This window comes from Rhodococcus sp. Chr-9 (assembly GCF_000801125.1).
Lineage (GTDB): Bacteria > Actinomycetota > Actinomycetes > Mycobacteriales > Mycobacteriaceae > Rhodococcus > Rhodococcus pyridinivorans.
This window is the reverse complement of record NZ_JTIZ01000071.1, coordinates 241,522-267,849: the sequence shown is the minus strand read 5'-3', so window position 1 is coordinate 267,849 and position 26,328 is coordinate 241,522. Positions and strand designations below refer to the sequence as shown.

At 70.0% G+C, this 26,328-nt stretch carries 24 protein-coding genes and 2 pseudogenes; 19 read left to right on the top strand and 7 right to left on the bottom strand.

The genetic code is table 11. From position 1 onward, the window contains the following. The first annotated feature begins 85 nt into the window (after positions 1–85). The 7 genes and pseudogenes from rpsM to QR64_RS08735 all read left to right on the top strand — a co-directional run bounded on the left by rpsM (position 86) and on the right by QR64_RS08735 (position 5,100). Positions 86–454, top strand: a complete 369-nt coding sequence (rpsM, locus tag QR64_RS08765; RefSeq protein ID WP_006554586.1) for a 30S ribosomal protein S13 — start codon at positions 86–88, stop codon at positions 452–454. Beyond that, positions 454–867: a 30S ribosomal protein S11 gene (gene rpsK, locus QR64_RS08760; RefSeq protein WP_006554585.1), complete on the top strand. Its 414-nt coding sequence runs from the start codon at positions 454–456 to the stop codon at positions 865–867. The genes rpsM and rpsK overlap by 1 nt, the downstream gene beginning before the upstream one ends. A gap of 22 nt (positions 868–889) precedes the next feature. After that, positions 890–1,495, top strand: a complete 606-nt coding sequence (gene rpsD, locus QR64_RS08755) for a 30S ribosomal protein S4 (RefSeq protein ID WP_006554584.1) — start codon at positions 890–892, stop codon at positions 1,493–1,495. A 101-nt stretch (positions 1,496–1,596) separates the two neighbouring features. Next, entirely contained in the window at positions 1,597–2,658 is a 1,062-nt protein-coding gene (locus QR64_RS08750; RefSeq protein WP_039584881.1) for a DNA-directed RNA polymerase subunit alpha, read from the top strand. A gap of 30 nt (positions 2,659–2,688) precedes the next feature. Next, positions 2,689–3,232: pseudogene (gene rplQ / locus QR64_RS25735) on the top strand (50S ribosomal protein L17); the annotation flags it as partial. A 1-nt stretch (position 3,233) separates the two neighbouring features. Continuing rightward, a partial coding sequence (gene truA / locus QR64_RS08740) for a tRNA pseudouridine(38-40) synthase TruA (protein WP_235367064.1) occupies positions 3,234–4,063 on the top strand: 830 nt, incomplete at its 5' end. 35 nt (positions 4,064–4,098) lie between these two features. Next, positions 4,099–5,100, top strand: coding sequence for an alpha/beta hydrolase (locus tag QR64_RS08735; protein ID WP_024101616.1), 1,002 nt, complete (start codon positions 4,099–4,101; stop codon positions 5,098–5,100). Positions 5,101–5,184: 84 nt separating this feature from the next. On the opposite strand, the gene QR64_RS08730 is transcribed toward QR64_RS08735, so the two are convergent. Then, positions 5,185–6,087: a phosphotransferase family protein gene (locus QR64_RS08730; protein WP_039584879.1), complete on the bottom strand. Its 903-nt coding sequence runs from the start codon at positions 6,085–6,087 to the stop codon at positions 5,185–5,187. 59 nt (positions 6,088–6,146) lie between these two features. Beyond that, the gene (locus QR64_RS08725) at positions 6,147–7,289 is read right to left on the bottom strand and encodes an acyl-CoA dehydrogenase family protein (protein WP_033096996.1); all 1,143 of its coding nucleotides are present in this window, start codon (positions 7,287–7,289) and stop codon (positions 6,147–6,149) included. Positions 7,290–7,358: 69 nt separating this feature from the next. Here QR64_RS08725 and QR64_RS08720 point away from each other — a divergent pair, with 69 nt between their 5' ends. Both QR64_RS08720 and QR64_RS08715 read left to right on the top strand, forming a co-directional pair. Continuing rightward, positions 7,359–7,964, top strand: coding sequence for a TetR/AcrR family transcriptional regulator (locus QR64_RS08720; protein ID WP_006550047.1), 606 nt, complete (start codon positions 7,359–7,361; stop codon positions 7,962–7,964). After that, a complete protein-coding gene (locus QR64_RS08715; RefSeq protein ID WP_039584877.1) occupies positions 7,961–8,536 on the top strand; it encodes an NADPH-dependent FMN reductase in 576 nt (191 codons plus the stop codon). Before QR64_RS08720 ends, QR64_RS08715 begins: the two co-directional genes overlap by 4 nt. Here QR64_RS08715 and eccE read toward each other — a convergent pair. Beyond that, entirely contained in the window at positions 8,524–10,107 is a 1,584-nt protein-coding gene (gene eccE, locus QR64_RS08710) for a type VII secretion protein EccE (RefSeq protein ID WP_235367062.1), read from the bottom strand. The two genes, QR64_RS08715 and eccE, sit on opposite strands and share 13 nt — an antisense overlap. A 269-nt stretch (positions 10,108–10,376) precedes the next feature. Between eccE and eccB the strand changes: the two genes are divergently transcribed. After that, positions 10,377–11,831 (top strand): type VII secretion protein EccB, encoded by a 1,455-nt coding sequence (gene eccB, locus QR64_RS08705; RefSeq protein WP_039584876.1) that lies wholly within the window; start codon positions 10,377–10,379, stop codon positions 11,829–11,831. Position 11,832: 1 nt separating this feature from the next. On the opposite strand, the pseudogene QR64_RS28845 reads toward eccB, so the two are convergent. The 3 genes and pseudogenes from QR64_RS28845 to eccD form a co-directional block, all read right to left on the bottom strand. Next, a pseudogene (locus tag QR64_RS28845) lies at positions 11,833–11,994 on the bottom strand (type VII secretion-associated serine protease); the annotation flags it as partial. A gap of 1 nt (position 11,995) precedes the next feature. Continuing rightward, on the bottom strand, positions 11,996–13,199 hold a 1,204-nt coding region (mycP, locus tag QR64_RS08700; protein ID WP_152640938.1), incomplete at its 3' end, for a type VII secretion-associated serine protease mycosin. Continuing rightward, positions 13,196–14,647 carry a type VII secretion integral membrane protein EccD gene (eccD, locus tag QR64_RS08695; RefSeq protein WP_235367060.1) on the bottom strand — a complete coding sequence of 484 codons (1,452 nt, stop codon included), beginning with the start codon at positions 14,645–14,647 and terminating at the stop codon, positions 13,196–13,198. The genes mycP and eccD, both read right to left, overlap by 4 nt. A gap of 196 nt (positions 14,648–14,843) precedes the next feature. Between eccD and QR64_RS08690 the strand changes: the two genes are divergently transcribed. From QR64_RS08690 to QR64_RS08650, 9 genes are all read left to right on the top strand, one after another. After that, a complete protein-coding gene (locus tag QR64_RS08690) occupies positions 14,844–18,827 on the top strand; it encodes a type VII secretion protein EccC (protein WP_039584928.1) in 3,984 nt (1,327 codons plus the stop codon). Continuing rightward, on the top strand, positions 18,827–20,341 hold the full coding sequence (locus QR64_RS08685) for a type VII secretion-associated protein (protein ID WP_231913197.1): 1,515 nt from the start codon (positions 18,827–18,829) through the stop codon (positions 20,339–20,341). Before QR64_RS08690 ends, QR64_RS08685 begins: the two co-directional genes overlap by 1 nt. A 130-nt stretch (positions 20,342–20,471) precedes the next feature. Continuing rightward, entirely contained in the window at positions 20,472–20,825 is a 354-nt protein-coding gene (locus QR64_RS08680) for a WXG100 family type VII secretion target (RefSeq protein WP_019288588.1), read from the top strand. 60 nt (positions 20,826–20,885) lie between these two features. Then, positions 20,886–21,176 carry a WXG100 family type VII secretion target gene (locus tag QR64_RS08675; RefSeq protein ID WP_016690931.1) on the top strand — a complete coding sequence of 97 codons (291 nt, stop codon included), beginning with the start codon at positions 20,886–20,888 and terminating at the stop codon, positions 21,174–21,176. 289 nt (positions 21,177–21,465) lie between these two features. Beyond that, on the top strand, positions 21,466–21,909 hold the full coding sequence (gene rplM / locus QR64_RS08670; protein ID WP_006550055.1) for a 50S ribosomal protein L13: 444 nt from the start codon (positions 21,466–21,468) through the stop codon (positions 21,907–21,909). After that, positions 21,906–22,409, top strand: coding sequence for a 30S ribosomal protein S9 (gene rpsI, locus QR64_RS08665; RefSeq protein ID WP_006550056.1), 504 nt, complete (start codon positions 21,906–21,908; stop codon positions 22,407–22,409). The genes rplM and rpsI overlap by 4 nt, the downstream gene beginning before the upstream one ends. A gap of 152 nt (positions 22,410–22,561) precedes the next feature. Continuing rightward, entirely contained in the window at positions 22,562–23,902 is a 1,341-nt protein-coding gene (gene glmM / locus QR64_RS08660) for a phosphoglucosamine mutase (RefSeq protein ID WP_039584874.1), read from the top strand. A 118-nt stretch (positions 23,903–24,020) separates the two neighbouring features. Further along, entirely contained in the window at positions 24,021–24,383 is a 363-nt protein-coding gene (locus QR64_RS08655) for a hypothetical protein (RefSeq protein WP_039584873.1), read from the top strand. Positions 24,384–24,385: 2 nt separating this feature from the next. Beyond that, complete coding sequence (locus tag QR64_RS08650) at positions 24,386–25,294, top strand: WXG100 family type VII secretion target (RefSeq protein ID WP_235367058.1); 909 nt, start codon at positions 24,386–24,388, stop codon at positions 25,292–25,294. Positions 25,295–25,441: 147 nt separating this feature from the next. Here QR64_RS08650 and QR64_RS08645 read toward each other — a convergent pair whose 3' ends face one another. Further along, positions 25,442–26,290 carry a hypothetical protein gene (locus tag QR64_RS08645; protein ID WP_019288586.1) on the bottom strand — a complete coding sequence of 283 codons (849 nt, stop codon included), beginning with the start codon at positions 26,288–26,290 and terminating at the stop codon, positions 25,442–25,444. Between the last annotated feature and the right edge of the window lie 38 nt (positions 26,291–26,328).

Below are 26,328 nucleotides of genomic sequence, written 5' to 3'. Positions count from 1 at the left end.
CCCCACTGTGTTTTTGAATCACACAGTTCTTCGACGCAGGGGACGGGCTGGGAGCAGACCTCCGCACACCGAATAGGAATGCCACATGGCACGTCTCGCAGGTGTCGATCTTCCCCGCGAAAAGCGGATGGAGATCGCACTCACGTACATCTACGGCATCGGCCGTACCCGCTCCCAGGAGATCCTCGAGGCCACGGGTGTCAACCCGGACCTGCGCAGCAAGGATCTGACGGACGAGGACCTCGCCAAGCTCCGCGAGTACATCGAGGAGAGCTACAAGGTCGAGGGTGACCTCCGTCGCGAGGTTCAGGCGGACATCCGCCGCAAGATCGAGATCGGCTGCTACCAGGGCCTGCGACACCGTCGTGGTCTGCCCGTGCGTGGACAGCGCACCAAGACCAACGCCCGCACCCGCAAGGGTCCGAAGCGCACCGTCGCAGGAAAGAAGAAGTAATGCCTCCCAAGTCACGCAGCACCGGTCCGAAGAAGACCCAGAAGGCACGGCGCAGGGACAAGAAGAACGTTCCGCACGGTGCCGCTCACATCAAGAGCACGTTCAACAACACCATCGTGTCCATCACGGACCCGCAGGGCAACGTGATCTCCTGGGCGTCCTCCGGCCACGTCGGCTTCAAGGGTTCGCGCAAGTCGACCCCGTTCGCCGCACAGCTCGCCGCCGAGAACGCCGCCCGCAAGGCGCAGGAACACGGTGTCAAGAAGGTCGACGTCTTCGTCAAGGGCCCGGGCTCGGGCCGCGAGACGGCGATCCGTTCCCTCCAGGCCGCAGGCCTCGAGGTCGGCACCATCTCCGATGTCACCCCGCAGCCCCACAACGGTTGCCGTCCGCCCAAGCGGCGTCGCGTCTAACGGGAAAGGAAGGTAAAGAAAAATGGCTCGTTATACCGGTCCCGTTACCCGTAAGTCGCGTCGTCTCCGTGTCGACCTGGTCGGAGGCGATCAGGCCTTCGAGCGTCGCCCCTACCCGCCCGGCCAGCACGGCCGCGCGCGGATCAAGGAGAGCGAGTACCTGCTCCAGCTGCAGGAGAAGCAGAAGGCCCGCTTCTCGTACGGCGTCATGGAGAAGCAGTTCCGTCGCTACTACGAAGAGGCCGCAAGCCGCCCCGGGAAGACCGGTGAGGTTCTGCTGGTCATCCTCGAGTCGCGCCTGGACAACGTCGTCTACCGTGCCGGCCTCGCCCGCACGCGTCGTCAGGCCCGCCAGCTGGTGAGCCACGGCCACTTCCTGGTCAACGGCAAGAAGGTCGACATCCCCAGCTACCGCGTCTCGCAGTACGACATCATCGATGTCCGCGAGAAGTCGCTGAGCACGCTGCCCTTCCAGGTCGCCCGCGAGACCCAGGGCGAGCGCCCGGTTCCGGGTTGGCTGCAGGTCGTCGGCCCGCGTCTGCGAGTGCTGGTCCACCAGCTCCCCGAGCGCGCGCAGATCGACATCCCGCTGCAGGAACAGCTGATCGTCGAGTACTACTCGAAGTAAGACACCTCGGTGTCGTGGTGTCCTCGGGTCCGTCCGGGCGGGAGGACACCGCTCCATTCCACTAGGGCGTCATATGGCGGACGCCCACAAGGAGGCAACAGATGCTCATCTCTCAGCGACCCGCACTGACCGAAGAGGTCATCGCTGAAAACCGCTCGAAGTTCGTCATCGAGCCGCTCGAGCCTGGCTTCGGGTACACCCTCGGCAACTCGCTTCGTCGCACCCTGCTCTCGTCGATCCCGGGCGCCGCTGTCACCAGCATCCGCATCGACGGCGTTCTCCACGAGTTCACCACCGTTCCCGGGGTGAAGGAGGATGTCACCGACATCATCCTGAACCTCAAGGGTCTCGTGGTGAGCTCCGAAGAGGACGAGCCGGTCACCATGTATGTCCGCAAGCAGGGGCCGGGCACGGTCACGGCCGGCGACATCGTGCCCCCGGCCGGTGTCACCATCCACAACCCGGATCTGCACATCGCCACCCTGAACGACAAGGGCAAGCTGGAGATCGAGCTCGTCGTCGAGCGCGGTCGCGGCTACGTTCCTGCCGTGCAGAACAAGGCGTCCGGCGCCGAGATCGGCCGTATTCCGGTCGACTCGATCTACTCGCCGGTGCTCAAGGTGACGTACAAGGTGGAAGCGACCCGCGTCGAGCAGCGCACCGACTTCGATCGGCTCATTCTCGACGTGGAGACCAAGAACTCGATCAGCGCGCGGGACGCGCTCGCCTCGGCGGGCAAGACCCTCGTGGAGCTCTTCGGTCTGGCTCGTGAGCTGAACGTCGAAGCAGAAGGCATCGAGATCGGTCCCTCGCCCGCCGAGGCCGACCACATCGCCTCCTTCGGACTTCCGATCGAGGACCTCGACCTCACGGTCCGGTCCTACAACTGCCTCAAGCGCGAAGGTGTCCACACCGTCGGCGAGCTCGTGGCACGGACGGAATCCGACCTGCTCGACATCCGCAACTTCGGCCAGAAGTCCATCGACGAGGTCAAGGTCAAGCTGCACTCGCTCGGCCTGTCCCTCAAGGACAGCCCGGCATCGTTCGACCCCAGCACCGTCGCCGGCTACGCCGCCGCGACCGGTACCTGGAGCGATACCGAGGCCGGCTCCTTCGGTGACAACGACGGCAACGAGGACTACGCCGAGACCGAGCAGCTGTAGCAGCTCACGGTCCGTTACTAGGAGAAAATCATGCCCAAGCCCAAGAAGGGCGCCCGCTTCGGCGGATCGGCCTCGCATCAGAAGGCGCTCATGGCCAACCTGGCCACCGCGCTCTTCGAGCACGGCCGCATCACCACCACCGAGGCCAAGGCCAAGGCCCTGCGCCCGTACGCCGAGAAGCTCGTCACGCACGCCAAGGCCGGCACGCTGGCCTCGCGTCGTGAGGTGCTGAAGGTCATCCGCAACAAGGACGTCGTCCACTCGCTGTTCGCGGAGATCGGTCCCTCCTTCGAGGACCGCAACGGCGGTTACACCCGCATCATCAAGACGATGCCGCGCAAGGGCGACAACGCCCCCATGGCCATCATCGAGCTGGTGCGCGAGAAGACCGTCACCTCCGAGGCCGACCGCGCTCGCCGCGTCGCCGCCTCGCAGGCACCCGCCGAGGACAACGCGGTCCAGGCCGTCGAGGCCGAGGCCACCGACGCCGAGGTCGCGAACGCCGACGCCGTCGTCGAGGGTGTCGAGGACACCAACGCCACGGCTGCCGACGCACCCGAGGCGGACGAGGCCANCTCACGAGACAACCCGACTGCGACTCGACATCGCGTACGACGGCACCGACTTCTCCGGCTGGGCACGGCAGCCCGGACGTCGCACGGTGTGCGGGGAGATCGAGGAAAAGCTCTCCGCGATCGTCCGCACCCCCGTGCTGCTCACCGTCGCCGGTCGCACCGACGCCGGCGTGCACGCTTCCGGGCAGGTCGCCCACGTCGACGTCCCCTCCGCGGTGCTGCCCGACGATCCGTCGCGCTGGGTCCGCCGTCTCGCACGGTTCCTGCCCCGCGACGTGCGGGTCACCGGGATCTCCGTCGCCCCCGAACATTTCGACGCGCGTTTCTCGGCGATCCGGCGCCACTACGAATACCGCCTCACCACAGCGGTGTACGGCGCCGAGCCGCTGCGTGCCCGCGACACCGTCGCGTGGCCGAAGGCCGTCGATCTCGATGCGATGCAACGCGCGTCGCAGTCGCTGCTCGGCCTGCACGACTTCGCCGCCTTCTGCAAGCGGCGGGAGGGTGCGACGACCGTACGTGAACTGCAGCGATACGACTGGACCCGCGAAGGTGACATCCTCACCGCCTATGTCAGCGCCGACGCCTTCTGCTGGTCGATGGTGCGCAGCCTCGTCGGCGGGGCCCTGGCCGTGGGGGAGGGGCGTCGCAGCGTCGAGTGGATGACGGCCCTGCTCGACGAACGCGAACGTGCGGCGTCCGTCGCGGTGGCACCGGCCCACGGCCTGTCACTGGTTCGCGTCGACTACCCTGCTGACGAGGAACTCGCCGCGCGCAACGCTGCGACGCGGGAGATGCGCGGGCCCATCACGCCCGGCTGTTGCGGATGAAGGGAACGAATGTGCGCGCACGACGGTTTGCGTTGATGGGGACGATCGGGGCGCTCGCCGTCTCGTCGCTGGTCCTGTCCGGTGCCGCGGTCGCCCACGCCGAGGATCTCCCGGCCGCCGCGACCGGCGAGACCCGGTCGCAGAGCGCGACTGTCGAACGCATCGAGAAGCACACCGACCGCGATTGGTCGCTGTTCGTGTACTCGCCGTCGATGGAACGCACCATCGAGCTGCAGGTGCTGCGACCGGCCGACACGAGCGCGCCGCGACCGGTCTTCTACCTGCTCAACGGTGCCGGTGGGGGACTGGACCGGGCGACCTGGCGCGAGCAGACCGACATCGTGGAGTTCTTCGGCGACAAGAACGTCAACGTCGTCACTCCGGTCGGTGGCGCGTTCAGCTACTACACCGACTGGCTCGAGGACGATCCCGTTCTCGGACGCAACAAGTGGACGACCTTCCTCACCGAGGAGATCCCCTCCGTGGTCGACGAGACACTCGGTGCGAGCGGCCGCAACGCGATCGCCGGTGTGTCGATGTCGGCGACGTCGGCGCTGGCGCTCGCCCAGCAGGCGCCCGATCTCTACCAGGCGGTGGGTTCGTACAGTGGATGCGCCGAGACCGCGTCGGATATCGGTTCGCGCTATGCGGAGATCGTCGTCGCGTTCGGCGGGGGCGAGGTCGAGAACATGTGGGGACCGGTCGCCGGTGAGCACTGGACCGAACAGGACGTCGTGCTCAACGCCGAGAAGCTGCGCGGCAAGGCCGTGTACGTCTCCACGAGCAGCGGTGTCCCGGGTCCGTACGAATTGAAGGCATGGGAGCAGGACGGTGTCGCCGTCCTTCCCGATGTGGCTCTGCTCGGGCTCATCGAGGCCGGCGTGAACGATTGCACGACGCGACTGCGCGGTGCGCTGGACGCAGCCGGGGTCGAGGCGACCTACTCGGTCCGGCCCGACGGTACCCACACCTGGGGCTACTGGCAGGAGGCCCTGCACGAGTCGTGGCCCGTGCTCGGCGAGGCCATCGGCGCCTGAGCCGAGAGCGCTGCGCTCGAAAAGACACCCGGGGGGTGAGGTCCGCGACCTCACCCCCTCAGGCGTTCTCACATGCTCGTCGGATCAGCCAGTCCAGGAACTCGAGGACGTTGCTGATGAGCGCACCGAGCGAACCGGGAAGCGGCCGAGCGCCTCGGCGATCATGCGGTGGCCCTCGGCCTCGTAGCAGTCGTCGCCCACATGGAAGGCCCACACCGCGACCGCGACCGCCGCGCGGACACGTCGGCGGAACCAGGCGTCCTCCTCACGGGGATCCTCGCCGTAGCCACGCAGGAAGGCCTGCTCGGCACCGGGGACCCGGAGGAACTCGCGTACCGCGAGCCGCTCGAAGTCCTCACCCGCCGGGCGCATCCCGGCACGCCCGAAGTCGATCACCTTCACCACACCGATGTCGTCGGCGAGCCAGTTGCGGCTCTGCCAGTCGCCGTGGGTGGGCACCAGGGTGGCCGTCGGTGTCGGCCATCCCTCGACCATCGAGCGCAATCGGTCGGCGACGTCGGGACCGATACGGTGCGGCGCCGCGAGCCACCGCAGCGTCTTCGTGTTCGCCGATCGCTCGTACCCCTCGTCCACCACATGCTCCTGGCGATGGAACTGGGCGAGCAGCGCGCCGGCCTGTTCGTAGACGTCGAGACGGGACGACGCGGCGGTGCCCAGGACGAGCCGCCCCGGAAGGTATTCCGTCACGACGAGTTTCGTCGCGCGGTCTGCGAACACCATGCGGGCGGCCCGACCGCACCGTACCCACGGAGCGGTCCACCGCTCGTGCGCGCTGATCTCGCGGCCGATGTGCCGATCCGGAGTTCCGCCCGCCTTCACGACCAGCAGCCCGTCGTCGGTGTCGACCTCGAGGACAGTGGTCGACACCAGTCCCCAACTCATGTCGGAGACCACGACGATGCGGCCGAACCGCTGCGTCAGCAGGTGGCGTTGCTGTGGAGTGAGCCGCTCCAGGGCGTCCGGCATGAAGGCACTCTAGCGATCTTTCGCCGCGAAAACCCCTGTCGCTTCCGGCTTGTGATCGTTCACCCCGCGAGGGACCGCGCGATCACGAGTCGCTGAATCTGATTGGTGCCCTCGAAGATCTGCGTGATCTTCGCGTCGCGCATGAAGCGCTCGACCGGGAAGTCGCGGGTGTAGCCGTATCCACCGAGTACCTGCACAGCGTCGGTCGTGACCTTCATGGCGGCATCCGTCGCGACGAGCTTGGCCACCGACGCCTGCCGCGAGTAGGGCAGGCCGGCGTCCTTGCGCCGGGCAGCGTCGAGATAGGTGGCGCGGGCCGAGTCGACGGCGGCGGCCATGTCGGCGAGAACGAAGCCGAGGCCCTGGTGGTCGATGATGCGCTTGCCGAAGGCCTGCCGTTCCTTGGCGTAGGCCGTCGCCTCGTCGAGGGCGGCCTGGGCCAGACCCGTCGCGACGGCGGCGATCCCCAGGCGTCCGGAATCCAGTGCGCTGAACGCGATCGGCAGTCCCTGTCCCTCGGCGCCGATCCGGCGCTCGGCCGGGACGAAGGCGTCGTCGTAGTGGGCGGAGGTGGTGGGGATGGCGTGCAGGCCCATCTTCTCCTCGGGCTTGCCGAAGGACAGGCCCTCGGTGCCGGCGGGCACGAGGAAGCACGAGATGCCCTTGCTGCCGGTGTCGGCTGTGCGGGCGAACAGGGTGTAGAAGTCGGCCTTGCCGCCGTTGGTGATCCACGCCTTCGAGCCGGTGATGCGGTAGCCGCCGTCGACGGGCTTCGCACGGCACGCGAGGGCCGCGGCGTCGGATCCGGCCTGCGGCTCGGAGAGGCTGTACGCGCCGATGGTGTTGCCTCCCAGCATCTCCGGGAGCCACTTGTTCTTCTGTTCGTCGGTGCCGTGGGTGGCGAGCGCGAAGCACGACAGTCCGTGCACGCTCACCGCAACCGCCACGGCAGCCCAGCGGGCGCCGAGTTCCTCGAGGACCTGCAGGTAGACCTCGTAGGGTTGGTCGCCGCCGCCGAACTCCTCGGGGTACGGCAGGCTCAGCAGCCCTGCGGCGCCGAGTGCGGGGAAGACGCCCTCGGGGAAGGTCTCCTTGCGCTCGTGCTCGTCGACGCGCGGGGCGAGCACCTTGTCGGCGACGTCGCGGGTGAGGTCGATCAGGTCGTAGGCCTCGCGGGTGGGAAGCAGACGCTCGACGGGCACGGTGGTTCCTCCTGGAAGACTGGGGACCAAGAATAGTACTGAGGACGATACTGCAGTACTGTTCTCGGTATGGCAAGAGTCGGTAGCCGGCGGCCCACCGCCCGGCAGGCGCAACTGTTCGACGATCTGGTCGCGTTGTTCCTGGCAGAAGGCTTCGCGCACCTGACCCTCGACGACATCGCCGCGCGTCTGCGCTGCTCGAAATCGACGCTCTACGCACTCGCGGAGAACAAGGACCGGCTCGTCTACGCGGCGACCGTCCACTTCTTCAAGGGTGCCGCCGACCGGGTGGAGGCCGACGTCGCGCGGGCCGCGGACGCCCAGGCTCGCATCGGCGCCTATCTCGAGGCCGTGGGGCGCGAACTCGAACCCGCCTCCACGCGGTTCATGGAGGACATCGCCCACACGCCGGTCGCGCGCGAGGTCTACGAACGCAACACCCGGTTCGCCGCCGACCGCGTCCGCCAGCTCATCTCCGAGGGAGTTGCGGCCGGCGAACTGCGCGACGTCCACGCGGCCTTCGTCGCTGACGTCGTCGCCTCGGTCATGGTCCGCATCCAGCAACGACAGGTGGCCGAGGCGACCGGTCTCGAGGACGCACGTGCCTACCGGGAACTCGCCGCACTGCTCGCGCACGGGCTCTCGACCGCACCGCACCTACGATCGACCCTATGACCACGGCTGCACCGAACGATCCGATCCGCCTCGAGGTCGTCGTCGCGAGTGTCCGCGCCGGTCGCATCGCGCCGGTCGTCGCAGACTGGTTCGCGGCCACCGCACGGCGTCGGCCCGAGTTCGACGTCGGCGTTCTCGATCTCGCCGAGACTCCGCTCCCGCACGACCTCTCGGGCGGTCCCGACGCCGACGCCTTCACCGGTCGCATCGGTGCTGCGGACGCCTTCGTGGTGGTGACCTCCGAGTACAACCACGGCTATCCCGCCGCGCTGAAGACGGCCATCGACACCGTCAAGCACGAATGGCGCACCAAGTCGGTCGGATTCGTCTCCTACGGTGGCCTGTCCGGCGGATTGCGCGCGGTCGAGCAGTTGCGGCAGGTCGTCGTCGAGGTCCACATGGTGCCGGTGCGGCAGTCGGTGAGCTTCCACCGCGTCAAGCACGCCTTCGCGGCCGACGGCACCACCACGGACGAGGCCGCGATCGACGGCGCGGAACGCATGCTCGACCAGATCGCCTGGTGGGCCCGCACCGTCCGCGCCGGAACCGCCCTCGACCGCTATCCCGGCTGAGGCGCCGGATCCGGCATGCGCGACCGGCCGAGATGGGTGCTCTCCGCCGCGATCGTCACGAGGGTGAGAGGCGTGCGTTCGCCGCCTACCGTGAGCACCACACGGCCCCCGGCCGCTCCGGGTTGGAGCAACGACACCGTGGGGCGCTCGCGCGGCCATCCGTCCGGGTGGATGTGCACGTGGATCGCGGTCGCGTGCGGCATGGACGAGGTGGGCGGGACGCCGTCGTAGACGACCGTGTCGAAATCGTGGTCGCCCGCGTACTCGCCCGCCAGACGCAGCCGGTCGGGTCCGGCCGCGGATCCGACCAGGCCGCGCCACGCACCGGACCGGTCGGTGTGGACGACGACCCGCGCCCCCACCGCGACGGCGCGGAAGACCACCTGCTGGGCGAGATACAACTCGCCCGCGATGTGGACCGAGCGGACTCCGGGACCGGTGAGACGCGCGGTGACGGCGCGACCGGCGTCGTCCGATCCGATGAGCTGCCCACACCCACCGGCCGGAAGAGCGAGGGCGTCGAGTTCCCCGCTACGCGATTCGCGCAAGGGAACCCGGTCTTCCAGTTGCGGAACCCCGAGGGGCAATGCCGCTGTGAGGAGTTCGGCGTGACGTCCGTACGCCGGGAACAGTCCGGCCACCGAGGGGACGTCCGCCTCGCGCGTGGTGAACCGTGCCAGCGCCCCGACCCGAACCGACCCGTCATCACCCGGTCGCAACCGGAGGACCAGTGTCGACGCCAAAGTTGGATGCGACCAGATCGCCGCCGTGTGGCGGCGGTCGATCCGACGTGGGTCGAAGGCGCCGCCCGAGTCGAACGCGGAGGCCAGGGCGACGTGCCGGCGCGTCGGGGCCCACTCCGTCGCCGGGACCCCGTGGGAGATGCGCAGCGCGGCCTGTTCGATCTCGCTCGCGGTGAGCAGTCGCGCACCGTACCCGGCGTCGCCGAGCGCGCGGATCACGCGCCGCGCCGCCGCGACGACGGTCCGGGCGGCACCCTCGGAGCCTCCGCCCCGACGGGCGGCAGCGGCCGCGCAGGACGTGACGTCGAGTCGGAGCACCACCCGCACCGTGCGTTCGGCCGCGGCGGGAAGCGGGCCCAGCAACTGTGCGTAGGCCTGCCCCGCGGGGGTCGAGTCGCGAACCCGGCGCCCCTGCACCACGACATCGATCCCGTCCAGGACGACGTCGTGCCGGTACAGGCAGGCGGCGATCGCGTCGAGGGGGAGCGTTCGCCCCGTCTCCTCGCTGTCGCGCCCGAGTCGGGTGATCGCACCGGCCGGTGAGAACGGTTCGAGAACCACGGTCGCGTACGGGCCGTCCCATAGCACCCCCACCGGGACTGCCGACCCGACGTGGAAGTCGCGGAGGACACCCGAGACGGAGACGTCGTCCGGGCGTCGGCGCAGAACGGTCGCGATCCATTCGGCTGTGCCGCGTCCGCCGATCCGCACGAGGCACAGCGCGGCCGGTGGCACGGCGATCGCGCAGGCCACCCACACGGACGCCCCCGACACCACCGCCAGCGTCCATACGAGGGCGGCGACGCACTGGGCACCCACGAGCCGCACGGCGACACGGCTTCTCGCATCACCTGCTGCTGTGCTGATCCGTGCACCGGTGGGCGCTGTGCTGACCCGTGCACCGGTGGGCGCTGTGCTGACCCGTGAATCCCCCGACTCGAAGACGGTTCGTTGCATCGATCCCCCCCCGAACGACGGCCGGCAATGATTCCGGCGCGGTGCCGACCTTCCCCCTGACCGCGCGGAGCGCCTGTGGTGGACGCCCGACTGGACTGTACTGTGTTGCGCCAGAGAGCGTGCCGTACGGGGGGAGATCGATGGCAGCGCAACCGACCACGCGATGGCAGGTCAGTGGATACCGTTTCCTGGCACGACGCATGGATCATGCGTTGGTGCGGGGCGACGTACGAATGATCCACGATCCCATGCGTTCCCAGTTCCGGGCGTTCGTCGTCGGAGTCGTCGTCGCGTGTGTCGTGCTGGGAGGCTGTGCCGCCCTTGCCCTGTTCCGCCCCCAGGACCGGATCGGTGATGCTTCCGTCGTCGTCGGACGCGACTCCGGTGCGCTCTACGTCGCGATCGGCACGACCTTCCATCCCGTCCTGAATCTCGCGTCGGCCCGGCTGATCCTCGGATCGCCCACCGAACCGGCGGTCGTAGCCGACGAGGAACTGACGACACGACCACGCGGACCGCTGGTGGGGATCCCGGGTGCGCCGTCCTCCCTGGTCCATGATGCAGAGGAGGTGCCGTGGACGGTGTGCGACGTCGCCGACCCGAACGGTCTGCAGTCCTCGACCACCGCCGTGCTCGCCGGCACACCCGACCACCGGGCAGGCTCGGTGCTCGCCGACGACGAAGCGCTCCTCGTGGCCGCGGACGGCAGATACCACTTGCTCTACGAGGGCAGACGCGCCGAAATCGACCCGAACGACCGGTCGCTCGTGCGCCTGCTGGGCATCGACGTCTCCCGTGCGCGCCCCGCGAGTCCCGGACTGCTCGCCGCCGTGCCGGAATCGCCGAAGCTGGCGGCACCCCACATCACCGGCGCCGGAGGTGTCCCGGGCATGTCGATCCCGGGTGTGCGAGTCGGGTCGGTCGTCGCGGTGTCCGAACCGGACGGGCAGAGTTTCCACGTAGTGCTCGAGAACGGTGTGCAGGAGGTCTCGCGGGCCACCGCACATCTCATCCACTTCTCGGATTCGCAAGGAGCACCCGAGATTCCGGTGATTCCACCCGACGTCCTCGCAGCCGCGCCGGTCGTGCACGAACTGCCGGTCGACACCTTTCCCGAGGTCGTCCCGCGCATCGTCGATCCGGGGGAGAGGCCTGTGGCGTGCTCCACCTGGCAGCCCGGCACAGGCGAGAACGACCGGCACCGCTCGACTCTGCGGTTGTCCGCGGGGACGGCCCTGCCCACCGACAAGGACGCCGTGCCGGTGGTCCCGGCCCAGGCGGACGATGCCGGACCGCAGGTCGACGCGATCCACATCCCGCCGGGCCGCGGCAGATACGTGCAGACCACCTCGCTGACCTCGGACACCGACCGTCTCGGTTCGTTGTTCTACGTCGCCGACACCGGCGTGCGGTACGGCATCACCGATGCGGACGCCGCTGCGGCACTCGGCTTCACGGATCCACCCGCCCGGGTCCCGTGGCCCATCCTGCAGTTGCTCGCTCCGGGACCCGCGCTCGGCCGGGAACAGGCGCTGCTCGCACACGACGGTGTCGCCGCCGACCCGGAGGCGGTCCCCGTCGGGGCAGGCAACTGATTCAGGTCCGTGATCGGGCGAGTCGTCGTGCCGGTGCAGTGAGGACGAGAACGAGGGCGGTCGCGGCGATCACGGCCGCAGCCGAGATCAGTGCGATGGTGCGCGGCCGGTGATCCGGTACCGGGGGAGGAGTCGGCTCGGCGACGGCAACCGCCGGCATCGGNCCGCGCGCCCGGCCGGCAGCGGCGCGGTGACGGCGGCGAGCGGGTCGACGACCCCGTGGCCCACCTGCGGATTCCATCCTTCTGCGGGGGAGTGGGCGGTGCTCTCGATGCGCGTCATCACCTCTCGGGCGGACAACTGCGGGTACCGCGAGCGCACCAGCGCGACCGTCGCCGCGACGAGCGGCGCGGCGAAACTCGTCCCGGACACCGGTCTGCCGCCCTGGGGGCCGGGGATCAGGTCGGCCAGACCGTCGGTGCCGGGATTGAGTGAGACGAGCCCGCTCCCGGGAGCGGCGACGTCGACCCACGGCCCGGGCAGACTGTACCCGGCCGGTGTGCCGTCGTCCTCGACCGCGCCGACGGTGAGGACGTACTCGTCGTACCAGGCCGGTGATGCCAGGGTGACGACCGAATCCCACGGATCCGCACCGGGATCGGCCGGATCCGCCGAGCGCGGATTGCCTTCGCGGCAGGTGTCGGTGTTGCCGGCCGCCGCGACGACGACCGCGTCGTGTACATCCGTCGCGTACTGCACTGCCGCTCCCAGCGGACCGTCGACGAGGCCTTCGGCGACCGTCCGGCAGGCGACCTCGGAGATGTTGACGACGGTGGCGCCGAGATCCACCGCCTGCCGGACGGCCGCCGCGAGGGTCCGTACGTCGCCGTATCCGGAGGCGTTGCGCGCGGCATCGTCGTCCGATCGGGAGCGGTCGGAGAAATGGCCGCTCGACTGGCGGATGGCGATGATCCCCACGTCGGGTGCGCCACCGGCGAAACCTGATCCGGGTGTCGGCCGCGCCGCGATCAGGCCGGCGACGAGGGTGCCGTGCGCGTCGCAGTCCTCGGTGCCGTCACCCGTGGACACGTAGTCGCCACCCGGCCTCGGGGCCGGCAACCGCGGATGCGGATGGACCCCGGTGTCGATGACGGCGACCACCTGCCCCGCTCCCCGGGTGATCGGCCACACGGACGCGAAGTCGAGGATGCGTTGTGCCCGAGGGATCTGCGGTCCGTCGGGAGCATCCGGCAGTTCTGCGCACAGCACCCGCATCTCGGTGGCCTCGGGAGGCGCAGGCGTCGCGCCGGCGGGCAGTTGCGCCGGATCGGGTACCGGGGGCGCGGCGGTCGCGAGACCCGGAGTAGTGGTCGCTATCAGGGCGGCGAGGGCCAGGACCGCGAACCGGTGTGACAGCCGCACCGTCACAGTCCGCGGATCGCCGCGTACACACCGGCGACCCAGCAGGCCAACGGCACGACGGTGGCGATGGTCGCGTACTCCGCGATCTCGGCGATCCGGCGTTGTACCGGGGTGAACGTCCGTCGCGGCGCGACCACACCGAAGAGGAAACCGGCACACGCGAGACCCGTAGCGGATGCGAACACCGCCCACGGCGGCAACGCTCCGCTCGCTGCCGCACCGACGAGCAGCCCGAGCAGCAGTACCGCGCCACCGGCCACGAGGGGAGCCGCCTGCGCGGTCGCGGTGTAGGTGCGGCCTCGGAAGACCAGGACCACGGCCGACGCCACGGCCAGTGCTACCGCGGGCACGGACACGTCTCCGTCGAACGGGAACGCGGCGCACCACGCTCCGCCCGCCGTGAGTAGGACGACGGCGTGGACGATTCCGGTGAGCGCGCTCCGTGCCCGATTCGCACGGTGCTCGAGCTCCGCCTGTGACGGCAACCCGGACACGCTGCTCTCGGGGGTCTCCGGTTCGAGCGGAGCGCCCGGAGCAGGGACCGGGGGGATGGGGAGTTTCGCGAGCATCGCCGCGAGGCGTGGTGCCGTGCCGGCGAGCAGCAGCGCCACCACCACCGTTCCGGCTCCGAGGGCGCGCGCCTCGAGTTCGGTGGTCGATGCGAGGGTGGCCGTCACGACGACGACCGCGGCGGTCGCGGCGACCGCCGTGCACGGTGCGAGGCCGATGCGGGTGGCACGCACGGCGAGCACTGCGACCGCACCGGTCAGTGCCGCGGCGAGGACGAGACGCGGCGCCGGCGATTCGCCGGGAACGAGCAGCGCCCCGGCCGTCGCTGCGAGCGGGAAGGCGCACCACAGCAGCGCGGTCGCGGTCCGTCGATCGTCGTGGAGCCGGGCGAGGATGCCTGCGGCGAGCAGCACCAGGAGAGGCAGCGCGGCGCACACGGCTCCGAGGGCGAGACGGCTCGCGCCGTCGGGCAGGAACAGCAACGGTACGCAGCCCGCGGCGAGGGCGACCGGACCCAGGACGGCCGCGATGAGACCCGACGGGCCCGCACCCCACGGCGTCGTGGTCCGGTCCGAGGCCGCGACGCTGTACATGACGTCGTCGAACAACGGTGGAGGAGCGGGGGATCCGGCGTCCTCCAGGACGAGGATCTCCCCGTCGCGGACGCCGTGCTCGTCGAGACTCAGCGCACCGGACAGCGGGGCCCGACCGATCCGGGCGAGCGCCCAGCCGTCGGGTTCCGTGCGTTCGGGTGTCGCGTCGAAGTCGTTGTCGGGCCGGTGGCCGGCGACGAGATTCACGATCCCCGGGAGCAGCAGCGCCACCGGAACGTCGAGGGGCAGTGCGAGATCGACCTCGGTGTGGCGGGCGAGCACGGTGATCCGGCACAGATCCGGGGCGCCCACCTGCCCCGGGGTCTCGGATCGCGCACGCACAGATGTCATCGGCCTCGGTTCCCCCCGTCACTGCAGTCCGAACGACGCAGACCATACGACATCGTCCCGACCGGTGTCGTGCCCGAGTTGTCCGTCGAGGGGCCGAGGGGCGAACAGGAGCACGGAAGGTCGCAGCCATGGGTTAGTCTTCCACGACCGTGGGGCCGTAGGGGGCGGCCGACGGCGTTCCGGGGGGGTGACGAACGTGAGTACCGTGCGTTTCGTACGCAGAGCACGGCGGGAGGCACCGCGCGCTCCCAGCGGCGAGGTGAGTGTCCAACCGCCACCGGACATTCCCCGGGCCACGCCCGGCAATCTGGTGACCAGACTGCTCCCGCTCGTGATGGTCGCGGCGATGATCGGGATGGTCGCGCTGATGTTCACCACCGGCGCCGCACGCAGCCCCATGGCGATGATCTTCCCGCTCATGATGGTCGTGTCCCTGGTGGGCATGCTCGCCAACGGTGGTCGCAGCGGGGGAACGAAGACCGCCGAGGCGAACGAGGACCGCAAGGACTATCTGCGCTATCTCGACCAGCTCCGGCGCGAGGTCACCGAGACGGCGCACGAACAACGTCGGGCGCTCGAATGGTCGCATCCCGACCCGGCCCTGCTGTGGACCCTCGCCGGCACCGTCCGGATGTGGGAGCGGCGCAGCACCGATCCCGACTTCGGTCACCTCAGGGTGGGGCGCGGCGGGCAGCGACTCGCGACCCGACTCGTGCCTCCGGACACCGGGCCGGTCGAGGATCTCGAACCCGTCGCCGCCCTGTCGCTGCGCAGGTTCGTGCGCGCGCACTCGGTGGTGCAGGCGCTGCCCACGGCTGTGTCGCTGCGGGGTTTCGCGGCGATCGGCCTCGAGGGCGATCGCAGCGCGGCGCGCTCGCTCGCTCGGGGGATGCTCGCGCAGGCGTGCACCTTCCACGGTCCCGACACACTGCAGGTCGCCGTCGTGTGCGGGCCCGACACCGCTGCGGAATGGGAATGGATCAAGTGGCTGCCGCATGCGCAGAACCCGGTCCTGCGCGACGGTGCGGGCAGTGCACGCACGGTGTTCGGTTCGCTGTTCGAACTCGAGACCGATCTCGCGGCGGTCCTCGCCGGTCGCAGCAGATTCGTCCGGAACGCCCCGGCCACCGAGGGTGCCGTGCACCTCGTCGTGGTCGTCGACGGCGGGGTCACGGGATCGGGTTCGGGGGTGCTCGACGACGGTCTCGACGCAGTGACCGTGCTCGACCTCTCCGGCTACGCCACGCGGCTCAGCGCGACGCGCGGCCTGCGCCTGGTGGTCGAGGAAGGACGGGTCGGGGTCGCCACCGGCACCGACGTCGACATCTTCGCCGATGCCGACGGCATCGGGACTCCGCAGGCACAGACGTTGGCCAGACTGCTCGCGCCGTACCGGGTGACGAGCGGAGCGGTGGACGAGAGCGCCGGCGACGACCGGCCGTCGAGCTGGCAGGAGCTGCTGGGCCTCGGGGACGTGGCCCGCTTCGACCCCGCGCAGGTATGGGTGCCACGCCGCGGGCGCGACCGCCTGCGGGTACCGATCGGTGTCGGCATCGACGGTGCGCCTGTCGAACTCGACCTCAAGGAGGCCGCCGAGAACGGGATGGGACCGCACGGACTGTGCATCGGCGCAACCGGATCGGGAAAGAGCGAGTTCCTGCGGACGCTGGTCCTCGGTCTCGTGGCGACGCACCCGCCGGAGGCACTCAACCTGGTCCTCGTGGACTTCAAGGGCGGCGCGACCTTCCTCGGTCTGGACCGGATCTCGCACGTCGCGGCGGTGATCACCAACCTCGCCGACGAGATCGCGATGGTCGACCGCATGAAGGACGCCCTCGAAGGCGAGATGAACCGCCGCCAGGAACTGCTCCGGACCGCAGGCAACTTCGCCAACGTCGGCGACTACGAGAAGGCCAGGGCGGCAGGTGCACCGCTCGACCCGCTGCCCGCGCTGTTCATCGTGGTCGACGAGTTCTCCGAACTGCTCTCTCAACAGCCCGAATTCGCCGACCTCTTCGCGGCGATCGGACGCCTGGGCCGGTCGCTGCACATGCACCTGCTGCTCGCCAGCCAACGACTCGACGAGGGTCGCCTCCGCGGTCTCGACAGCCACTTGTCGTACCGCATCGGCCTGAAGACCTTCTCCGCAAACGAATCGCGGAGCGTTCTCGGCGTTCCCGACGCCTACCACCTGCCGTCGACACCCGGCGCCGGATATCTGCGGACCGATTCCGCCGACATCCAGCGGTTCTCCGCGGCGTACGTCTCGGGGCCGTACGAGCCCGGCCGCCCCACCCGGCGCACCCGATCGGCGGTGCCGGCCGGCACGTCCCGGCCCCGGCTCTTCACCGCGCGGGCGGTGCCGGTCGACGCCGGTCCGCCCGCCCCGGTCACGGAGCCGCTCCCGGTTCTTCCCGCGGGCGACGGCCGGAGCGTGCTCGAGGTGGTCGTCGACCGGATGCGGGGGCACGGAACACCGGCGCACGAGGTGTGGCTTCCTCCGCTCGACGACTCCCCGTCGCTCGACATGCTGCTGCCCAGGTCGGTGCTCACCGGCGACGTGCCGCGTCACGCAACCTTGCGCACCGTCGTCGGTGTCGTCGACCGGCCGTTCGAGCAACGCCGCGACCCGCTGGTGGTCGACCTGTCCGGGTCGGCCGGCAACGTCGTGGTGGTCGGCGGCCCGCAGTCCGGGAAGTCCACACTGCTGCGCAGCCTCGTCCTGTCGATGGCCCTCACGCACAACGCCGAGCAGGTGCAGTTCTACGGTCTCGATTTCGGTGGTGGCACGTTGTCCGGTCTGGCCGGCCTGCCGCACGTCGGTTCCGTCGCGGGGCGGCACGACACCGACCGGGTGCGCCGCACGGTCGCGGAGATGATGTCGCTGCTGCGTCGTCGCGAACGGTCCTTCGCCGAGAACGGCATCGAGTCCATAGCTCAGCTGCGGCGGATGCGCGCCGACGCGGTCGCACCGGCCACCGACGATCCGTTCGGCGACGTCTTTCTCGTCGTCGACGGTTGGCCGAGCATCCGGCAGGACTTCGAGGCACTGGAACAGACGATCGGGATCCTCGCCGCCCAGGGTCTGTCCTACGGCATCCACGTGGTGCTCAGCGCCCCACGCTGGGGTGACGTGAGGCCCGCCATGCGCGACCTGCTGGGTACGCGGCTCGAACTCCGCCTCGGCGACCCGTCCGACTCCGAGTACGGCCGAAAGAGAGCGGCGATGGTGCCGGAAGGGCGGCCGGGACGCGGTATCGACCGCGATGGCCTGCACATCCTGGGGGCGCTGCCGCGGGTGGACGGAAGCTCCGATCCGGCCGATCTCGCGGTCGGCGTCGCAGCGGCGGTCGAGGCCGTCCGTGCTGCCACGCCGGGGCGTTCGGCGCCACCGGTGCGCATGCTGCCCGAACGCATCGACCGGCCCGACCTTCTCACAGCTCTGCCCTCAGGGTGGCCGCCACCGGCCGACGCGTCCCCGGCGGCCCGGCTCTCCGTCCCGATCGGCATCGACGAATCCGAACTCGCGCCCGTATCGGTGGATTTCACCGACCATCCGCACCTGCTGATCTTCGGCGACTCGGAGTGCGGCAAGACCAATCTGCTGCGAGGGCTGTGCCGCGGACTGGTCGAAGCCGGCAGCGGTGCGCAGACCAGGATCATCGTCGGCGACTACCGCCGCACGCTGCTCGGTGTCGTGGGCGGCGACCATCTCGGGGGATACGCTGCGTCGGCAACGGTCCTCGCAGCCATGGTCCGCGAACTCGCCGGCATCTTCGAGCGCCGGCTGCCGGGCCCCGGCACGACGCAACAACAGCTGCGCGATCGATCGTGGTGGACCGGACCCGAAGTGTTCGTGGTGATCGACGACTACGACATGGTCGCCACCTCTGGCCAGAATCCGCTGCTGCCGTTGCTCGACTATCTCCCGCAGGGACGCGACATTGGCCTGCACCTGGTGGTCGCGCGTCGCTCGGGTGGTGCCGGACGCGCGATGTACGAACCGATCCTCGGGCGTCTGCGGGAGTTGTCGACTCCGGGTCTGATCATGAGCGGTAGCCGCGACGAGGGAGCGCTCGTCGGCGCGGTCCGTCCGTCGCCGGTGCCGCCGGGCCGCGGCACACTCGTACGACGCGACGGCACGGCGCTCGTCCAGACCGCGTGGGCGCCGGAGGTGTGATGGCGCTCCGGGACGAGACGGTCGTCGCGGTCGCGTTCACGCTGACACCCGGATCCGTCCACATCGGATGGCCCGGAACCACGCGCAGCGTGCCCGCTCTCGCCGCGGATCTCGGCGACCGACGGGTCTACGGAGCGGCAGCGGAGGAACCGTCGGAGCCGGCCGGCGTCGCAGGACTCATGGATGTCACGGAACTCGTGGATGCGGCCGCGGTCGAAGGGGAAACCGAACTCGGAGAACTGCTGAGCGGGCTCGTCTCCTACGCCGCAGCGACCGTGGGTGCACCGGACATCGGCGGGGTGGCGTGCGCGATACACCCGACCTGGTGGAACGAGCGGCGCCGCGATCTCTTCCGGACCGCCGTGCGGCAGGTCGCAGGCGATACGATCCTGCTTCCGGCCGCGGTGGCCGCCGCGCGCGCCGCCGATCCTGCGCCGCACGAGCGGTGTGCGGTGCTCGAATTCGCCGCCGGGGGAGTCACCGCCGTGAGCATCGCTCCGCCGGGACCCGACGGGCCGACCGTCGAACGACTCGCACGCGATCCGGGTCTGTCGGTGCACTCCCCGGACGCCGCGATGCGACTCGAGAACCTGCTGACCTCGGTGTGCGGCGGGGCTGGGCCGGAGGTCGTGGTGGTGACCGGCGGCCCGGGCGAACCGTCCGGTGTCGAATCCTTCTCTCTCGCAGTTGATCTCGTGGGTTCGAGTCGGCGGGTCCTGCCCGTCGCGGCCTCGGAGATGCTCAGCGCCGTGACCGGCCCTCCGGCGCCACCGGCCGGAACCGGAGGGACCGCGAGAGCCCCGGCCATCGCTCCGACGACCGACGGACCCGACAGGACACTGCCGTGGCTCAGCGAGGTGCGCGCACGCCCGGATCCCCCTCGTGGCGGGCGGGCCGGCACGGTGCCCGCGCTGGTCGTCGCCGGGGCGGTGATTCCGTTCCTGCTCGCCGCTGCGATCTTCCTGTGGCCGCTTCTCACCGGAGAAGGTGGAGACGCGGAGGTCCCGGCTCCGCCGGAAGTCGTTGCTGCAGAGGAGCCGCCGACCGACGCTCGTGAGCCCGAGTCGGCCGCCGACGCCGGTCCCTCCCCGTCGACGCGGATCGACGCCGGTCCGCTGCACCTCGACCTGCCGGAGGGCTGGCGCGTCCGCGACCCCGCGACCGTGCCCGAGGGGCGCGCGGAACTGATACCGGTCGGCGGAACCGATCGCCGGATCCTGGTCGTGTACCGCGATCTTCCCGACGGGATCGACGAGCGCTCGGTCGCCTCCGCGTTGGCGGAGCGGGCCGCCGAACGTGCACCTGTCATCCGTGACCTCGACACCGACACGACCTTCGCCGACCGCAAGGTCGTGGCGTACACCGAAGTTCCCGACGACTACTCGGTGGTGCGGTGGTCGGTCCTGGTCTTCCCCGGACTTCAGGTCTCCGTGGGATGCCAGTACCTCGAGGGGGAATGGACCCGTATCCGGAGTGAATGCGAGCAGGCCGTCCACACCCTCCGGGGCGGGTGAGAAAAGAAGGTCCACGAATTTCGGAAGGCGCGGAACCGATACCGGATCGGGTGCGTCCAACCAGATGTAGGAGCCAGGACCGGCTCGACACCGAGCCGGATGATCCACGCACGAGCGAAGGAGTACGCCGTTGACCCAACCGACCGGCAATTCGAATCACCTCACCACCGATGTAGCGACCATGGAGGTCGTCGCGGGACAACTCCAGGACTCCCGCGCCGAACTCGACGCGATCCTCGGTCGTCTGACGGGCGTGGTGCAGTCCGCGCCGTCGGTCTGGCGGAGCCGCTCGGCGGAACAGTTCGCCGGAATCATGGAGCGCTGGAACGTCAACCACACCAAGCTGTCGAACGCCCTGGACGAACTGGCAGAAGCCGTGCGCACCAGTGGACGGTCGTACGCCGCTGCCGAGGACCAGCAGGCCCAGTCCTTGTCGGCGATCGACCCCGATGGCGGTTCGGTGCTCAACGGGTCGTTCAACTGATCGCCGGTCGCTCCGGCACACAGCCCTCCGGCACACATTCGAGAACAAGGAGAACGATCCGTGTCCGAGATCTATCAGAACTTCGCCGGCGTCGCCGACCTGCACGCCCAGCTCGTGTCCGGTCAGAAGGCGATCGAGGCGACGCTCGACCGCATCGAGGGGCAGGTGGCGCCCCTCATCGCCACCTGGGACAGTGGGGCGCAGGAGCGCTACGCCGCCACGCAGGCGCGCTGGAACGAGGCCGAGGCCGGCCTCATCCAGGTGCTGCACGACATCGGTCGGGTGGTCTCGACCGGTAACGACAACATGCAGGAGGTCGAGCGACTGAACCAGCAGCGCTTCCCGGGCTGATCCGGGTCTGCCGGATCCGGACCGATCCGGCGCTGTCACGTCCCGGTGGTGGAGAGGCCGCCGGGACGTGCTGCTGCTTCCGGGGTGCTCCAGCGGAGGGTGCGCAAGGGCAGGGCTGCTGCGGCGCTTTGACCGGCCCGGCGTCCGCCCGGTAGAGTGTCCCCTCGGCGTGTCGCACGTCGTCGTGCCCTGTGGTGCGACGAACACCTCTCCCGGGTCCCAACTGGCCGCCGGGCGTGGCAACCGTCGGCATGCAGGCCAGCAGCGAAACGATAGACGAGGAAGATCTGTGTCTACGTACACACCGAAGGCCGGCGACGTGACCCATCAGTGGCACGTCATCGACGCCACCGACGTGGTGCTCGGCCGCCTCGCGGTGCAGGCGGCAAACCTGCTCCGCGGCAAGCACAAGCCCACATTCGCGCCGCACGTCGACGGTGGTGACTTCGTCGTCATCATCAACGCCGACAAGGTTGCCGTCTCCGGCAACAAGCGGACCGACAAGTTCCTCTACAGCCACTCCGGTCACCCGGGCGGTCTGCGGGCTCGTTCCGTCGGCGAGGTTCTCGAGAAGAACCCCGACCGCCTCGTGGAGAAGGCCGTCACCGGCATGCTCCCGAAGAACAAGCTCGGTCGCGCCATCGCGAAGAAGCTGAAGGTCTACGCGGGCCCGAACCACCCCCACGCCGCGCAGCAGCCGGTGCCGTTCGAGATCAAGCAGGTGGCACAGTGACGACGCCCGAGGAACAGAACGTGAACCCCGAAGAGTACGTCGAGAACGTCGAGGTCGCTGCAGACGAGTACGTCGAGGACGTCGTCGAGGCACCTGCTGCCCCGATCGTGTTCGACCGTCCGGTCCAGACCGTCGGTCGCCGTAAGGAGGCTGTCGTCCGCGTCCGCCTCGTGCCCGGCACCGGCAACTTCACCCTCAACGGCCGCACCATCGAGGACTACTTCCCGAACAAGGTGCACCAGCAGCTCGTGAAGTCGCCCCTGGTGACGGTCGAGCGCACCGAGTCGTTCGACATCCACGCGCGCCTGCACGGCGGCGGTCCGTCCGGCCAGGCCGGCGCGCTGCGTCTCGCCATCGCGCGTGCACTCACCGAGGTCACCCCCGAGGATCGCCCCGCGCTCAAGCGTGCCGGCTTCCTCACGCGTGACCCGCGTGCCGTCGAGCGCAAGAAGTACGGCCTGAAGAAGGCCCGTAAGGCATCGCAGTACTCCAAGCGCTGATGTGCCGCCGACGCTGATTTCGTCAGAGTCGGCACCTGTTCCATCACGAGAGCAGGCGTCGGTAGACATCTCCTACCGGCGCCTGCTTTCGTGCATTCTGTCCTCTATCGACACCCGCGGCGGGGGCCGCACACGACTGGGAGGCTGTGTACATGGGTCGGTTGTTCGGCACCGACGGAGTCCGGGGCTTGGCCAACGCCGAGCTCACATTGGAGCTGGCAGTACGCCTGGCAGGCGCTGCGGCAGCGGTCCTGGCCCCGCAGGGTGCCGAGCGGCGACCGGTCGCGGTCGTGGGTCGAGATCCACGCGCGAGCGGGGAGATGCTCGAGGCGGCCGTCACGGCCGGACTCACCGCAGCCGGAGTCGACGTGGTGTCGGTGGGCGTACTGCCCACCCCAGCGGTCGCGTACCTCACGGGTGACTACGGCGCCGACCTCGGCGTGATGATCTCCGCGTCGCACAATCCGATGCCCGACAACGGCATCAAGATCTTCGCAGCCGGCGGGCACAAGCTCGACGACGAGGTCGAGGACCGGATCGAAGCGGTGCTGCACGGCGACGCCGAGAGCGCCGCACGCCCCACCGGCTCCGGTATCGGCCGGGTGCGCGTCGTGTCCGACGCCCTCGACCGTTATCTCGCGCATCTCGCGACGGCCGTGCACCAGCCGCTCACCGGTACGACCGTAGTGGTCGACTGCGCGCACGGCGCCGCCTCGCAGGCCGGCCCGGCCGCCTACGCGGCCGCAGGTGCCACGGTCATCGCGATCAACGCCGAACCCGACGGACTGAACATCAACGACGGCTGCGGATCCACGCACCTGTCCGTGCTGCAGCAGGCCGTGCTCGAGCACGGCGCCGACCTCGGTCTCGCGCACGACGGCGACGCCGACCGCTGCCTCGCCGTCGATGCGACCGGCACGGTGGTCGACGGTGACGCGATCATGGCGATCCTCGCTCTCGGCATGCACGAAGCCGGTGAACTTCCCGACGACACCCTCGTCGCCACGGTGATGAGCAATCTCGGTCTGCATCTCGCGATGCGCGCGGCGGGGATCCAGGTGCGCACCGTCGGCGTGGGCGACCGCTACGTGCTCGAGGAGCTCCGCCGCGGTGGCTACGGCCTCGGCGGTGAGCAGTCCGGCCACATCGTCCTGCCCGCGCACGGTACGACCGGCGACGGCGTGCTCACGGGCCTGCGCCTGATGGAGCGGATCGCCACGACGGGTCTGCCGCTCGCGAAGCTCGCCTCGGTGATGACATCGCTTCCGCAGGTCCTCGTGAACGTCCGGGTCCACGACAAGGTCGCCGTCGCGAGCGATCCTGCGGTGGCGGACGCGGTCGCGGAGGCCGAGCGCGAACTCGGTGAGACCGGCCGGGTGCTGCTGCGTCCGTCGGGCACCGAGCAGCTCGTACGCGTCATGGTCGAAGCCGCCGACGACGATCACGCCCGGGCGGTCGCCGACCGTCTCGCGGGAGTCGTCGGCGCCGTCTGACCTGCGCGGTCCCTGCCCTTCGCTGCCGGTTTCCGCTCGCAGTCACGCTGCGGTGGAACCGGATCGTCCTGCGCTGCGTCCTAACCCTTCGAGAGGGTTCGGTGGGTGAAGGGCGGACATGGACACACAGCACAGCACGATCCAGGTCGACGGCGACGCGGTGCGAGCCGTCGCGGCACGACTCGAGGAGGTCGCCGAGGACGCCGACGACGAGATCCGTCGTGGCTTCGGCGGTCTCGTCTTCGACGGCTCCGGTGCCGGATCGACGCACCGGTCGGCCGGCGTTCGCGTCGAGACCGGATATCGCAGGATGCGTGCGACGTGTGAGAGCTGGGCGGCGACCGTGCAGGCGCAGGCCGACGCATTGCGCGCGGCGGCAGACAGATACCGGCACCAGGACGACGCGACCGGCATCGCCCTCACCGCTGTGACCGGTGCCGAACTCGACAGCGTCGGGTTCGGCGACGCAGGGACCCGGTAGCCGTGAGGACCCCTCCCGAGAGCGCAGGCGACATCCTCGACGCGGGAGCGCCCGGCCTGGCCCGTCTGACCGACCTCGTGCAGTCCCTGCATGCTCTCGGGCTCGAATCCGGCTGTTGCGTCGCGGGCGTCCGGGCACGCTACGACGAGGAACGAACCCTCTCGTTGCCCGCCCTCGCCGACGACGCCGCCACGACGCGCTCGCTCGCGACCTCGCTCGGTCGCCGGACCGACGAACAGCGTCGCCTCCTGCAGCAACTCGACGAGTCGTGGGACGGATCCGCCGCCGACCGGGCTCGCGCCGAGCTGACGGCCACCGTCCGTTCCGGAGTGGCGCTGTGTGCGTCGCTGACCGATCTCGCGGTCGCGCTGGAATCGGCGGCCACCGCGATCGCCGCAGCGTTGCGTGAGAAGGCCCGCGTCGTCGGGGAACTCGCGGAAGGCACCGTCGACGGTCGCACGAGGGACGAGATCGACACGATCGTCGCCGGAGCGAGCGGTGGCCCGCACGGACCGAGCCCGGAGGAGCATGCCCGCTGGTTCGGCAACCCGCCCGGTGGCGACGTGGGCGACCCGCCCGGTGGCAACCTGGGCGACCCGCCCGGTGGCAACCTGGGCGACCCGCCCGGTGGCGACGTGTCCGACCCTGCCGCCGAGTGCCGGAGATGGATGGAGGAACGTCTGGTCCCGGCGGTCCGGGACGCCGTCGACGTGGTGCTCGGGGCATGTGAGGAGGCCGTCCGCCGGATCGCCGGCAGCGTCACCGACCTGGCGACGACCACCGAACGCGTCGCCGATGATGCCGGGGCGGCGACCGCGGGCGTATCCGGTCCGGGACGGTGGCTCCCGTCGTCGACGACGGGTCGACGCAGCACGGACCGAGCGACCCGCCGAATCAAGGTGCACTGCTGACGGTTCCCGGGATCCGCCCGGGCGAACGCAGACGCGAACACACCCCAGGACCGGTCGAGGCCGACCGCCGGCAGGACGAGAACGACGAGGGCGGTGCAGGAGTCGTGCTCGCGGAAGCCGGACCGCTGTGACGCGAACGACGGAACGTCAGCGCCCGAGGAGCAGGTTGACCTGCGTGCCGAGATCGCGATCGACGACGTCGGGGTCGGAGATCACCGTGGAGCCGGGCAGCTCCGTGGTGAGGTCGGAGAAGATCGCGTACGTCTTGTCGCCCGTGAGACGGTGCAGCAGGAAGCCGGTGAGCAGCGCACGAGTGCGTTCCTGGGTGCGACGCTCGGCACCACCGACGCCGAGCGCTCCGAGCAGGCGGCGCCCCTCGACGAGTCCTTCGTCGTTCGCCTTCTCGACGACCCGCAGCTGCACGTCGTCGCTGCCCCAGCCCCGGGCGACCGCGACGGCGTCGCTGGTCATCGACCCGATGCTCTTCTCGCCGACGAGGACGAGGCCCGGTGCCCGCACGCGGCCCGCGGCTTCGGAGGCAGCGGGGGAGACGGGCGAGGGGTAGAGCGCGGCGACGGCCGCGACCTCACGCCTCGCAGCGGCGAGCACCGCCGCCCCGGCACCCGAGCCGTGGCCCACCAGCGCGAGCTTCGACGGATGGACACTGATCCGCCCGGTACCGAGACGCACGCCGGTGCAGATGTCGAGGGTGGTGAGCAGGTCGGTCGACAAGCCGATCGTCGACGGCACCGGTCCGCGTTCGGTGTTGGGTGCGCCCACCACGATTCCCCAGGACGCGAGGTGCTCGAAGAGCTTCGTGTACTTCGTGACCCCGGTGAGCCAGCCGTGCCCGAACGCGATCGCGGGCAGGTCGAAGCCTTCCGCGGGGGTGTACACGACACCCGGCTGACCGGCGAGCGCCAGGTCGCCGCGCAGCACCGAGTGCGGGCCGCGCCGGGAGAGTTCCTGAGCCAGTTTCTTGGGGTTCGCCGCCACGGCCTGAACGTTAGCGGATGGCGCTGCCCGCCGGGGTC